This is a genomic window from Pseudomonas rhodesiae, assembly GCF_013285305.1.
Lineage (GTDB): Bacteria > Pseudomonadota > Gammaproteobacteria > Pseudomonadales > Pseudomonadaceae > Aquipseudomonas > Aquipseudomonas rhodesiae.
The window spans coordinates 4,866,754-4,880,339 of the sequence record NZ_CP054205.1 but is presented as its reverse complement, the minus strand read 5'-3'; the positions used below and the strand labels follow the sequence as shown (position 1 = coordinate 4,880,339).

Annotated in this window: 8 protein-coding genes; 7 read left to right on the top strand and 1 reads right to left on the bottom strand. The window is 62.0% G+C overall.

Features of this window, described 5'->3' with window-relative positions; genetic code table 11:
* Positions 1-163 precede the first annotated feature (163 nt).
* From treP to HRH33_RS22040, 5 genes are all read left to right on the top strand, one after another.
* On the top strand, positions 164-1,606 hold the full coding sequence (gene treP / locus HRH33_RS22060) for a PTS system trehalose-specific EIIBC component (protein ID WP_167416630.1): 1,443 nt from the start codon (positions 164-166) through the stop codon (positions 1,604-1,606).
* 135 nt (positions 1,607-1,741) lie between these two features.
* A complete protein-coding gene (treC, locus tag HRH33_RS22055; protein WP_094065489.1) occupies positions 1,742-3,388 on the top strand; it encodes an alpha,alpha-phosphotrehalase in 1,647 nt (548 codons plus the stop codon).
* A gap of 72 nt (positions 3,389-3,460) precedes the next feature.
* Positions 3,461-4,681 (top strand): maltoporin, encoded by a 1,221-nt coding sequence (locus tag HRH33_RS22050; RefSeq protein ID WP_034139202.1) that lies wholly within the window; start codon positions 3,461-3,463, stop codon positions 4,679-4,681.
* A 61-nt stretch (positions 4,682-4,742) separates the two neighbouring features.
* On the top strand, positions 4,743-7,259 hold the full coding sequence (ptsP, locus tag HRH33_RS22045; RefSeq protein WP_167416631.1) for a phosphoenolpyruvate--protein phosphotransferase: 2,517 nt from the start codon (positions 4,743-4,745) through the stop codon (positions 7,257-7,259).
* 2 nt (positions 7,260-7,261) lie between these two features.
* Positions 7,262-7,540 (top strand): PTS sugar transporter subunit IIB, encoded by a 279-nt coding sequence (locus HRH33_RS22040; RefSeq protein ID WP_034100369.1) that lies wholly within the window; start codon positions 7,262-7,264, stop codon positions 7,538-7,540.
* Between the two features lie 39 nt (positions 7,541-7,579).
* On the opposite strand, the gene mltF is transcribed toward HRH33_RS22040, so the two are convergent.
* Entirely contained in the window at positions 7,580-9,040 is a 1,461-nt protein-coding gene (mltF, locus tag HRH33_RS22035; protein WP_167416632.1) for a membrane-bound lytic murein transglycosylase MltF, read from the bottom strand.
* A gap of 286 nt (positions 9,041-9,326) precedes the next feature.
* Between mltF and purL the strand changes: the two genes are divergently transcribed.
* Together purL and HRH33_RS22025 are read left to right on the top strand one after the other, a co-directional pair.
* The gene (gene purL / locus HRH33_RS22030) at positions 9,327-13,223 is read left to right on the top strand and encodes a phosphoribosylformylglycinamidine synthase (RefSeq protein WP_167416633.1); all 3,897 of its coding nucleotides are present in this window, start codon (positions 9,327-9,329) and stop codon (positions 13,221-13,223) included.
* Between the two features lie 4 nt (positions 13,224-13,227).
* The gene (locus HRH33_RS22025) at positions 13,228-13,539 is read left to right on the top strand and encodes a YqfO family protein (RefSeq protein ID WP_094065485.1); all 312 of its coding nucleotides are present in this window, start codon (positions 13,228-13,230) and stop codon (positions 13,537-13,539) included.
* Positions 13,540-13,586: the final 47 nt, after the last annotated feature.

Below are 13,586 nucleotides of genomic sequence, written 5' to 3'. Positions count from 1 at the left end.
CGGCTTCCATGGGGCTCAGCAGATTCCTACAGAAAATCAGGAAAAAACAATTTCAAACTCGTACAGACGAGTTGTTGCTTTAACTCGTCTGTACGAGTACTTTTGCTTTCGGCGTGCTGCCAATGACTGCCCCCAAATAAAAAAACCAAAGTGGAAACCAAGCATGAGCCACGACTATTCGAATATCGCCCGCGAGATCCTCGAGCACCTCGGAGGCAGCGACAACCTGGAGCAAGCCGCACACTGCGTGACTCGCCTGCGCCTGGCGCTCAAGGACCCCAGCCGGGTCAATGGCAGCGCGCTGAACCAGGTCGATCTGGTCAAGGGGTCGTTCTTTACCGGCGGCCTGTTTCAGGTGGTGATCGGCCCCGGCGAAGTCGAAAAGGTCTACGCCGCCCTGCGCGAAATCACCGGGCTGGCCGCCGCCACGATCGCCGACGTGAAGAAGAAGGGCGCCGACAAAACCAACCCCATGCAGCGCCTGGTCCGCGTGTTTTCCGATGTGTTTATGCCGATCCTGCCCGCGCTGATCATTGCCGGCCTGCTCATGGGCATCAACAACCTGATGGGCGCCAAGGGCATGTTCATCGAGGGCAAGACGCTGCTGGAGGCCTATCCGAACCTGGATGGCCTGTGGAGCCTGATCAACCTGATGGCCAATACCTCGTTCGTGTTCCTCCCGGCGCTGGTGGGTTGGTCGGCGGCCAAGCGCTTCGGCGGCAGTGAAATCCTCGGCATCGTACTCGGCTTGATGCTGGTGCATCCGGACCTGCTCAACGCCTGGAATTACGGCAAGGCCGTCGCCGGTCTGGATGGCCAGAGCCTGCCGTACTTCGACATTTTCGGCTGGTTCAGGATCGAAAAAGTCGGCTACCAGGGGCAGATCCTGCCGATCCTGATGGCCGCCTACGTGATGAGCGTGATCGAGAAGTGGCTGCGGGCACGGGTGCCCAATTCGATTCAATTGCTGGTAGTGCCCATCACCACCATTGTGGTCACCGGCGTGCTGGCCCTGGCAATCATCGGCCCGGTGACCCGTCACCTCGGCATCCTGATCACTGAAGGCGTGGTCACCCTGTTCGACCTGGCGCCGATGGTCGGTGGGGCGATTTTCGGCCTGCTGTATGCGCCGCTGGTGATCACCGGCATGCACCACATGTTCCTGGCCGTGGACCTGCAACTGATCTCCACCCAGGGCGGCACCTTTATCTGGCCGATGATCGTGATGTCCAACCTGGCCCAGGGCAGTGCCGCACTCGCAGTGTTCTACACCACCCGCAATGCGCGGGACAAAAGCATGGCCTCCACCTCCGCGATTTCCGCGTATTTCGGCATCACGGAACCGGCGATGTTCGGGGTGAACCTGCGCTTCAAGTTTCCGTTTTATGCGGCGTTGGTAGGGTCGGCCCTGGGCAGCATTTTCCTGTCGCTGAACAAGGTGCAGGCCTCGGCCATCGGGGTGGGAGGCTTGCCTGGGTTTATTTCGATCGTGCCGCAATCCATCGCGATGTTTGTGATCGGGATGGTCATCGCGATGGTCGTGCCGTTTGTTTTGACCTGCGCGTTGAGCATGAAGATTGTTCGGCCGGGTTATCGCGTCGCCTGAACTATCGCTATCGGGGGGCAATCCCCCTTCCCACAGTTGGAATGCTTACACCCTGTGGGAGGGCGGCGCGACGGTTCGATTTGCTCGCGATGAGGCCCGAGAGGCCAGCACAAAACCCTACTAAAGGAACCCACCATGCAAGACTGGCAACACTCGGTGATCTACCAGATCTACCCCAAAAGCTTCCACAGTCACGCGGGTAACGCCACCGGTGATCTGCTGGGCATCGTGGACAAGCTCGACTACCTCCAATGGCTAGGCGTGGATTGTTTGTGGATCACGCCGTTCCTGCGTTCGCCGCAACGGGACAACGGCTACGACATCAGCGACTACTACGCCATCGACCCCAGCTACGGGACCATGGCCGACTGCGACCTGCTGATCGCCGAAGCGGCCAAGCGCGGCATCAAGCTGATGCTCGACATTGTGGTCAACCACACCTCCATCGAGCATGAATGGTTCCAGCAGGCACGCAGCAGCCTCGACAACCCCTACCGCGATTTCTATATCTGGCGCGACCAGCCGAACAACTGGGAATCCAAGTTTGGTGGTTCGGCCTGGGAGTACGAGGCGCAAACCGGCCAGTATTTCCTGCATCTGTTCGATCACACCCAGGCCGACCTCAATTGGGACAACCCCAAGGTGCGCGCCGAAGTGTTCAAGCTCATGCGTTTCTGGCGTGACAAAGGCGTGGGCGGTTTCCGCCTGGATGTGATCAACCTGATCTCCAAACCCGCCGATTTCCCTGAAGACAGCAGCGACGGCCGCCGTTTCTACACCGATGGCCCGAACGTGCACGCGTACCTGCAGGAAATGCACCGCGAAGTCTTCGAGGGGCATGACCTGATCAATGTCGGCGAAATGTCGTCCACCAGCCTGGAACATTGCATCCGCTACTCTCGGCCCGAGTCGAAAGAGCTGTCGATGACCTTCAACTTTCACCACTTGAAAGTGGATTACCCGAACCTGCAAAAGTGGGTGAAGGCCGACTTCGATTTCCTGCAACTCAAGCAGATCCTTTCCGACTGGCAACTGGGCATGCAGGCCGGTGGCGGCTGGAACGCGCTGTTCTGGTGTAACCACGACCAGCCGCGAGTGGTCTCGCGCTTCGGTGATGACGGCGAGTACCGCGTGGTCTCGGCCAAGATGCTCGCCACTGCGCTGCACTTCCTGCAAGGCACGCCGTTTGTGTACCAGGGCGAAGAGCTGGGCATGCCCAATCCGGGCTTCGACAGGATCGAGCAGTACCGCGATGTGGAGACCCTGAACATCTTCCGCCTCAAGCGCGATGCGGGCGAATCCGAAGCGGCGAGCATGGCCGCGATCATGCAGAAGTCCCGCGACAACGGCCGTACGCCCATGCAATGGAACGCGCAGCCAAATGCGGGCTTCAGCAGTGGCGAGCCGTGGATCGGCATCCCGGCCAATGCGGCGCATATCAATGTCGAACACCAACTCGATGATCCCGACTCCGTGCTGCACCACTACCGCGCGCTGATCGCCTTGCGTCGTCACGAACCGCTGATCCAAGAGGGCGTTTACCGGCCACTGCTGCAAGACCATTTGCAGGTCTGGGCCTACCTGCGCGAAGGCCTCGGCGAGCGCCTGCTGGTGCTGAACAACTTCTACGGCCAGCCCTGTGAGATCCAACTGCCTGACCAGGTGATTGGTGCGGCGACCGAGCAACGCCTGCTGATCAGCAACTACCCCGACTGCCCGCAACGCACCACCACGGTGGTGTTGCGTCCGTACGAATCTTTTGTGCTGCATTTGAAGGACTGAGACCCGCTGTAACCCCTGTATGGGAGTGCAGGGGCGCTGCAAAAAAACATAATAAAAATATTGGAGTGCTTCATGAAAACCACCGTAAAGCTCGGCCTCGTTGCCTCCTGCCTGAGTCTGCCATTCGGCGCCCAGGCCCTGGAATTTGCCGGTTACCTGCGCAGTGGCGCGGGGACTTCCACGGGCAGTGGCCCACAGCAGTGTTTCCAGTTGCCGGGGGCGCAAACCAAATACCGCCTGGGCAACGAATGCGAGCAGTACGCCGAACTGGAACTGCGTCAGGACCTGTTGACCTTCGACGATGGCTCGGTACTCAGCGTCGATGCGATGGCCTCGCTCTACAACAAGTACGACCGCGCCCTTAAATTCCAAGGCGAAGACAACGGCTCGGCGCGCATGCCGCAGATGTATGCGCAATGGTCGAACCTGCCTGCCCTCAACGGCGGTTCGCTGTGGGCCGGTCGGCGTTACTACAAACGTAACGACATCCATATTTCCGACTTCTACTACTGGAACCAGAGCGCCACGGGCGGCGGTATCGAGGACGTGCTGATCGGCGACCTCAAGTACAGCTATGCGATTTCCCGCAAGGACAACCTGTACCAGAAGGAATACGCCACCCGTCACGATTTCAACGTCGCGGGCTTCAAGACCAACCCCGGCGGCGAGCTGGAGCTGGGCTTGAGCTATATCGAAAAGGCCGGTGGGCGTGATACCCACAGCGGTTGGGCGCTGACCGCGCAGCATGTGCAAAAACCCTTCCTGGGCGGCAAGAACAAATTCGCCCTGCAGTACGGCGAAGGCCCCGGCACCGGCCTGGGCTACACCGGCAATACCTTCCTGGACAACAGCAGCAAAAGTTATCGCGCCGTGGAGTTTTTCGACTGGCAGGTGACCCCGCGTTTCGGTGGGCAGATCGAGGCGGTGTACCAGAAGGACATTCGGCCCGGCAGCCAGGATCAGACCTGGATGTCCATCGGCGTACGACCTGCGTATGCGCTCAGCGAACAATTCAAACTGGTCACCGAACTGGGGCACGATCAAGTCGACGCCACCGGCGGCACGCGCAAACTGAGCAAATTCACCTTCGCCCCGACTTGGTCGCCCAAAGGCCCGGATTTCTGGGCGCGACCGGAAGTGCGCTTGTACTACACCTATGCGACCTGGAACGAAGCGGCTAAGCGTGCGGCGAATGAACTGGCGGCGGGCTCGGCGTTGTCCGACACCGGTTCCTATGGCACGGCGCGGCATGGGTCGAACGTGGGCGTGCAGGTTGAATACTGGTGGAAATAAGTCACCCCTGGCATTCGCATCTACCCCGTGATTTTTACAGAACAAAACAGCAGGTGAAGTCATGATCGCAACGCAACCCCTGGAATTGCGGGCGCCCTTGTCGGGTGTACTGCTGGCGCTGGACAAGGTGCCCGACCCGGTATTCGCCAGCCGCATGATCGGCGACGGCCTGTGCATCGACCCAACATCGCAGACCCTCTGCGCACCGCTGGCCGGGGTGATCAGCAATATCCAGGACACTGGGCATGCGGTCAGCATCACCGATGACAACGGCGTGCAGGTGCTGATGCATATCGGCCTGGACACCGTAAGCCTGGCCGGCAAGGGCTTCACCCGTCTGGTCGAGGAAGGCCAGCGGGTGGAGGCGGGGCAAGCCCTGATCGAATTCGATGCCGACTATGTGGCGCTCAACGCACGCAGTGTGCTGACCCTGATGCTGGTGGTCAGCGGCGAGCCCTTCACGCCTTTGGCAAACGGCCTGGTAGAACTGGGCCAGCCCGTGTTGCAGGTAGCCCCTGGCAATCGGATAGAAGAGGCCGATGAGGAGGAGGGCGACGCGCTGTTCTCCAGGCCCCTGACCTTGCCGAATGCCAACGGCCTGCACGCCCGCCCGGCGGCTGTATTGGCCCAGGCCGCGAAAGCGTTTAGCGCAAGCATCTACCTGCACAAGCAAACCCAGAGCGCCAATGCCAAATCGCTGGTGGCGATCATGGCCCTGCAAACCGTGCAGGGCGACAGCGTGCAAGTGAGTGCGGCGGGGGAAGACGCCGAGGCCGCGATCGCGGCGTTGGTTGCGTTGTTGACGCAAGGCTGTGGCGAGGCTGTTACGACACCGACAGCACCGGAGCAACCGGTGTTGCCGGCCACGCTACTAAGGGGCGTGTGTGCATCGCCGGGGGCGGCGTTCGGCCAAGTGTTTCAAGTGGCCGAGCCTGTGTTGAACATCACTGAGCAGGGCGCCGGGCAGGCCGTTGAGCAGGCAGCGTTGGCCCGTGGTCTGGCGGCCGCGACCCAAGCGCTTCAAGCCTTGCAGGACGATGCCGTCGGCAGTGCCCAGGCGGAGATCTTTCGTGCCCATCAGGAACTGCTTGAAGACCCGACATTACTGGAACAAGCCCACGGATTATTGGCCGAGGGCAAGAGCGCAGCCTTTGCCTGGAACCGTGCCACCGCCGCCACCGTGGAACTCTTCCAGGGCTTGGGCAATGCGCTGATCGCTGAGCGGGCCGCGGACCTGGCGGATGTCGGCCAGCGTGTGTTGAAACTGATCCTCGGCATTCAAGACAGCGCCTGGGACTTGCCCGAGCGCGCAATCCTGATCGCCGAGCAACTCACCCCTTCGCAAACCGCCAGCCTGGACACGCGCAAGGTGCTGGGCTTTGTCACGGTCGGCGGCGGCGCCACCAGCCATGTCGCCATCCTCGCCCGGGCCCTTGGCCTGCCGGCGATTTGCGGCGTGTCGCCTGAAGCGCTGGCGCTGGCCAATGCTCGGTATGTCTTGCTGGACGCCGATCAGGGTACGTTGCAGTTGGACCCGGACCTGGCGCAAATCGAGCAGTTGGAAACGGCGCGCGCGCAACAGCTGCTGCGTCATCAGCGGGACATGGCGCAGGCTGGCGTTCCTGCAATCACCCGCGATGGGCATCATGTCGAAGTCACCGCCAACGTTGCTTCGTTGCCGGAAGTGGAGCAGTCCCTGGGCCTGGGCGGCGAAGGCGTCGGCCTGCTGCGTTCGGAATTTCTCTACCTGGACCGCAACCGCGCCCCCAGCCCCGACGAACAAGCCGCCACCTACACCGCCATCGCCCGTGCCTTGGGCACCGAGCGCAATCTGGTGGTGCGCACCCTGGATGTCGGCGGTGACAAACCTTTGGCCTATGTGCCGATGGACGCCGAGAACAACCCATTCCTCGGTCTGCGCGGCATTCGCCTATGCCTGGAGCGGCCGCAATTGTTGCGCGAACAGTTTCGCGCGATCCTCGCCAGCGCCGGTTTCGCGCGGCTGCATATCATGCTGCCGATGGTCAGCCTGCTCTCTGAGTTGCACCTGGCTCGGCGGATTCTTCAAGAAGAAGCAGCGGCGCTCGGGCTCGCGACGCTACCGAAACTGGGCATCATGATCGAAGTGCCGTCCGCTGCATTGATGGCGGATGTCTTCGCTCCCCATGTGGACTTTTTCTCCATCGGCACCAATGACCTGACCCAATACACCCTGGCCATGGACCGTGACCATCCGCGCCTGGCCAGTCAGGCCGACAGCTTCCACCCGGCGGTATTGCGGCTGATCGACACAACGGTCAAGGCTGCCCATGCCCACGGCAAGTGGGTAGGCGTGTGCGGTGCGTTGGCGTCCGAAGCGCTGGCGGTGCCGGTGTTGATCGGGTTGGGGGTGGATGAGCTGTCGGTCAGCGTCCCGTTGATCCCCACTATCAAGGCCACGGTGCGCGAACTGGACCTGGCTGACTGCCAGATCATCGCTCGTCAGGTCCTGGGCCTGGAAGAAGCCGCCCAAGTGCGCGAGGCATTGCGCATGTACCAGGCGGCCACCGTTGAAACCTCACCTGTCGTGGAGCTTTGAGCATGTTCGAGAAATTGCAGCGGGCGTTCTGGAAGGCCCTTACTCCGGATCTGGTGGCGGAAACCGTAGCCGCGCCAACGCAGAATGAGTTGTCGGCCGAGGTGCTGAGTGCGCTGGGCGGGGCGGATAACCTCAAGTCGCAACAGCGCGTGGCACTGACGCGGGTGCGGGTGCAGTTGGAGGATGCGGGGCGGCTGGATGAGGCGGGGTTAAGGGCGTCGGGTATTGCTGGCGTGATGGTGTTACCGGGCGGCGTAGTCCATCTGCTCACCGGCCTTTGAGCCAAGTAAAGCCAATTGGCGGTGTCTGAAATATTGCGCTCAGAGTGGCGGGGTGTCTTCCGGCGGCTTGGTCTTGTCGATACCCGGCACATGCAGGTTGCCTTCGACCACCTGGTTGCCTTCCAACTGCGGCTGGGTCACCCAGGTGAGAATGTCGTAGTAGCGCCGGATGTTCGCCACGAAGTGCACCGGTTCGCCGCCCCGCGCGTAACCGTAGCGGGTCTTGCTATACCACTGCTTCTGCGACAGGCGCGGTAGCATTTTCTTTACGTCCAGCCATTTGTTCGGGTTCAGGCCCTCGCGCTTGGCCAACGTGCGAGCGTCTTCCAGATGGCCGGTGCCCACGTTGTAGGCGGCGAGGGCGAACCAGGTGCGGTCCGGTTCGGCGATCTTGTCGTCCAGTTCGTCCTTGATCTTCGCCAGGTACTTGGCGCCGCCCATGATGCTTTGCCGGGCATCCAGGCGGTTGGACACGCCCATGGCCTGGGCGGTGTTCTGGGTCAGCATCATCAGGCCGCGCACGCCGGTCTTGGAGGTGACGGCCGGCTGCCACAGTGATTCCTGGTAACCGATGGCCGCCAGTAGGCGCCAATCGACCTTTTCTGCCTTGGCATATGCCCGGAAGTGCTTTTCATATTTGGGCAGGCGTTGCTGCAAATGCTGGGCGAAGGTATAGGCGCCGACGTAACCCAGTACATCGACATGCCCGTAATAGCGGTCTTTTAGCCGTTGCAGGGTGCCGTTCTTCTGCACCTTGTCGAGGTAACTGTTGACCTCGTTGAGCAGGCTGTTGTCATCCCCGGCGGCCACGGCCCAGCTCTGGTTGCTGGCATTGCCCAAGTCGAAGGCCACGCGCACATTGGGGAAATACACCTGGTTCATGGCCACTTCGTTGGAGTCCACCAGGGTCAGGTCGATTTGGCCCTCGTCCACCATGCGCAGCAAATCGACCACCTCGACCGCGTCGGATTCTTCGTATTCGATGGCAGGATTTTGCTTTTTCAGATCGGCCAGTTGTTCGGCGTGGGTGCTGCCCTTGAGCACCATGATCTTCTTGCCCACCAGATCCGCCGCGTTGGTCGGCCGCGATTGGCCGTTGCGGTAGATGATCTGCGGAGTGACTTCCAAATAAGGATGGGAGAAACGCACCTGTTGCTGACGCTGTTCGCTGCTCACCAGGCCGGCGGCGGCGAGCACCGGGCCGTTGGGTTTGCCCAACTGGCCGAACAGGTCGTCAAGGTTGTCGGCGGTCTCGATTTCCAGCTTCACCCCAAGATCATCGGCAAAGCGCTTGACCAGTTCGTACTCGAAACCGGTTTCACCGTTGCGGTCCTGGAAATAAGTGGCTGGACTGTTTCGAGTAACCACCCGCAATACGCCATCCTCCTTGATTCGCTCGAGCGTGCTGGGTTTATCAACACAGGCGCTGAGCATCAGGAAGAGTCCGGTTGCGATGAGCCATCTGGCGCATCGCGGGCGCAAAGCAGTTGGGGAGAACATCTGCGCAGTATACGCAAACGGCCCACGGCGCCATATCTCGACAGCGCAGGACTTGTCTGCTAGCGCCGCCAAAACTGTGCTGCAGCCCGCAGAAATGGGCGTTGGCGGGCGTTTGTGACGGTTAAAATAACTGCGCGGAATGCAGCGGATGACGCCGCGATAAGGTGCAATCGCGGCCAACTGACGTTCGGCAGCGGCCAGCGATACCGTTTCGGGTGCCGTTGGCGGCGGTTTACGCTAGAATGCACGGCCTCAAAGCACACCCCTTCCCGAGGCTGTCCCGAAGATGTTGATCCTGCGCGGCGCTCCTGCCCTTTCTGCCTTTCGCCACAGCAAACTCCTTGAGCAACTGAGCCAGAAGGTTCCAGCTGTTACAGGCTTGTACGCTGAATTTGCTCACTTCGCCGACGTGAGCGGCGTTTTGACCGCCGACGAACAGCAAGTGCTGGCACGCCTTCTGAAGTACGGCCCAAGCGTTCCCGTTCAAGAGCCGAGCGGCCGCTTGTTCCTGGTTCTGCCACGGTTCGGCACCATCTCGCCCTGGTCGAGCAAGGCCAGCGACATTGCCCGTAACTGCGGCCTGTCGAATATCCAGCGGCTGGAACGCGGTATCGCCTTCTACGTCGCCGGGCAGTTCAGCGAGGCCGAAGCCGAGCTGATCGCCAGCAGCCTGCACGACCGCATGACCCAGATCATCGTCGGCCAGTTGGAACAGGCCGCCGGTCTGTTCAGCCATGCCGAGCCCAAGCCGCTGACCGCGATTGACGTGCTCGGCGGTGGCCGCGCCGCCCTCGAGAAGGCCAATACCGAACTGGGCCTGGCCCTGGCCGAAGACGAGATCGACTATCTGGTCAACGCCTTCAACGGCCTCAAGCGCAACCCCCACGACATCGAACTGATGATGTTCGCCCAGGCCAACTCCGAGCATTGCCGTCACAAGATCTTCAACGCCAGTTGGGACATCGACGGCGAAAGCCAGGAAAAAAGCCTGTTCGGCATGATCAAGAACACCTACGTGATGCACAGCGAAGGTGTTCTTTCTGCTTATAAGGACAACGCCTCGGTAATCGTCGGCTCCGTCGCCGGCCGTTTCTTCCCGGACCCCGAGACCCGCCAATACGGCGCGGTGCAGGAACCGGTGCATATCCTGATGAAGGTCGAGACCCACAACCACCCGACCGCGATTGCCCCGTTCCCAGGCGCAGCCACCGGTTCCGGCGGCGAGATCCGCGACGAAGGTGCTACCGGTCGCGGCGCCAAGCCCAAGGCCGGCCTCACCGGTTTCACCGTCTCCAACCTGCAGATCCCGGGCTTCGAACAGCCGTGGGAAGTGCCGTACGGCAAGCCCGAGCGCATCGTCACCGCGCTGGACATCATGATCGAAGGCCCGCTGGGCGGCGCCGCGTTCAATAACGAGTTCGGCCGTCCGGCCCTGACCGGCTACTTCCGTACCTTTGAACAGTCCATCACCACCCCCCGTGGCGATGAAGTGCGCGGTTACCACAAGCCGATCATGCTGGCCGGCGGCATGGGCAACATCCGTGAAGAACACGTCAAGAAAGGCGAGATCCTGGTCGGCTCCAAGCTGATCGTGCTCGGCGGCCCGGCGATGCTGATCGGCCTGGGCGGCGGCGCTGCTTCCTCCATGGCCACCGGCACCAGCTCGGCGGACCTGGACTTCGCGTCCGTACAGCGTGAAAACCCGGAAATGGAACGCCGTTGCCAGGAAGTCATCGACCGTTGCTGGCAACTGGGTGACAAGAACCCCATCAGCTTTATCCACGACGTCGGCGCGGGCGGTCTGTCCAACGCCTTCCCGGAGCTGGTCAACGATGGCGACCGTGGTGGCCGCTTCGAACTGCGCAATATTCCAAACGACGAGCCGGGCATGGCCCCGCACGAAATCTGGAGCAACGAATCCCAGGAGCGTTACGTGCTGGCCGTCGGCGCCGACGACTTCGCGCGCTTCCAGGCCATCTGCGAGCGTGAGCGCTGCCCGTTTGCCGTGGTCGGCGAAGCCACTGCCGAACCGCAACTGACCGTCACCGACAGCCACTTCGGCAACAGCCCGGTGGACATGCCCCTCGAAGTGCTGCTGGGCAAAGCCCCGCGCATGCACCGTTCGGCGGTACGTGAAACCGAACTGGGCGATGATTTCGACCCAAGCAAGCTGGAACTGGCCGACAGCATCGAACGCGTGCTGCATCACCCGGCCGTGGCGAGCAAGAGCTTCCTGATCACCATCGGCGACCGCACCATCACCGGCCTGGTGGCCCGTGACCAAATGGTCGGCCCGTGGCAGGTCCCGGTGGCTGACGTGGCCGTCACCGCCACCAGCTTCGACGTTTATACCGGTGAAGCCATGGCCATGGGCGAGCGTACCCCGCTGGCCCTGCTGGACGCTCCGGCGTCGGGCCGCATGGCCATTGGCGAAACCCTCACCAACATCGCCGCGTCGCGCATCGGCAAGCTGTCCGACATCAAATTGTCGGCCAACTGGATGTCCGCCGCCGGCCACCCGGGTGAAGACGCGCGCCTGTACGACACCGTGAAAGCCGTCGGCATGGAGCTGTGCCCTGAGCTGGGCATCACCATCCCGGTGGGCAAGGACTCGATGTCCATGGCCACCCGCTGGAACGAAGACGGCACCGACAAGAGCGTCACCTCGCCGCTGTCGCTGATCGTCACCGGTTTTGCGCCAGTTACCGACATCCGCCAGACCCTCACCCCGCAACTGCGCATGGACAAGGGCACCACTGACCTGGTGCTGATCGACCTGGGCCGTGGCCAGAACCGCATGGGCGCCTCGATCCTGGCGCAGACCCACGGCAAGCTCGGCAAGCAGGCCCCGGACGTCGACGACGCCGAAGACCTCAAAGCCTTCTTCGCCGTGATCCAGGGCCTTAACGCCGACGGCCACCTGCTGGCCTACCACGACCGTTCCGACGGCGGCTTGCTGACCAGCGTCGTGGAAATGGCCTTCGCCGGTCACTGCGGCCTGAACATCGTGCTCGACAGCGTTGCCGAGGATGCGTCCGAGATCAACGGCATCCTGTTCAACGAAGAGTTGGGTGCAGTGATCCAGGTCCGTCAGGACGCCACTCCGGATGTGCTGGCTCAGTTCAGCGCGGCCGGCCTGGCCGATTGCGTCGCGGTGATCGGTCAGCCGATCAACAACGGCGAAATCAATATCTCCTTCAACGGCGACACCGTGTTCAGCGGCCAGCGTCGTCTGCTGCAACGCCAGTGGGCCGAGACCAGCTACCAGATCCAGCGCCTGCGCGATAACGCCGACTGCGCCGAGCAGGAATTCGACGTGATCCTGGAAGAAGACAACCCGGGCCTGAGCACCAAGCTCAGCTTCGACGTCAACCAGGACATCGCCGCGCCGTATATCAAGAAAGGCATCCGCCCACAGGTGGCGGTGCTGCGTGAGCAGGGCGTCAACGGTCAGGTGGAAATGGCGGCGGCGTTCGACCGCGCCGGCTTCAATGCGATCGACGTGCACATGAGCGACATCCTCGCCGGTCGTGTCGACCTCAACGAGTTCAAGGGCCTGGTGGCCTGTGGCGGTTTCTCCTATGGCGACGTGCTGGGTGCCGGCGAAGGCTGGGCCAAGTCGGCGCTGTTCAACAGCCGTGCCCGCGATGCGTTCCAGGGCTTCTTCGAGCGCAACGACAGCTTCACCCTGGGTGTGTGCAACGGTTGCCAGATGATGTCCAACCTTCACGAGCTGATCCCGGGCAGCGAGTTCTGGCCGCACTTTGTGCGCAACCGCTCCGAGCAGTTCGAAGCCCGTGTCGCCATGGTGCAGGTGCAGGAGTCCAACTCGATCTTCCTGCAAGGCATGGCCGGTTCGCGCATGCCGATCGCCATCGCCCACGGTGAAGGCCATGCCGAGTTCGAAAGCGAAGAGGCACTGCTGGAAGCCGACCTGTCCGGCACCGTGGCCCTGCGTTTCGTCGACAACCACGGCAAGGTCACCGAGACCTACCCGGCCAACCCGAACGGCTCGCCGCGTGGGATCACCGGCCTGACCAGCCGCGACGGCCGCGTGACCATCATGATGCCGCACCCGGAGCGCGTGTTCCGCGCCGTGCAGAACTCGTGGCGTCCGGAAGAGTGGAACGAAGACGGTGCCTGGATGCGCATGTTCCGCAACGCGCGCGTGTGGGTGAACTGAGGCGGTGTACAAGCTCAGCTTCTTTGTGCCCGACAGTCATGTGGAGACGGTGAAAACCGCCGTCTTTGCAGCTGGCGGCGGGCGCATCGGCGACTACGACAGCTGCGCCTGGCAAGTGCTGGGCCGCGGCCAGTTTCGCGCGTTGGACGGCAGCCAGCCGTTTCTCGGGCAAGTCGGCGAGGTTGAAGTGGTCGATGAGTGGAAAGTTGAGATGGTGGTGGCGAACGATTTGATCGTAGCCGCAGTGGCTGCGTTAAAGCTCAGCCATCCCTACGAAACACCTGCGTATGAAGTGTGGTCGTTGGCGGATTTCTGATCTGCCGGCAGCCACTCCAAGCAACCCGCCGAGCCTTTATGGTCGGC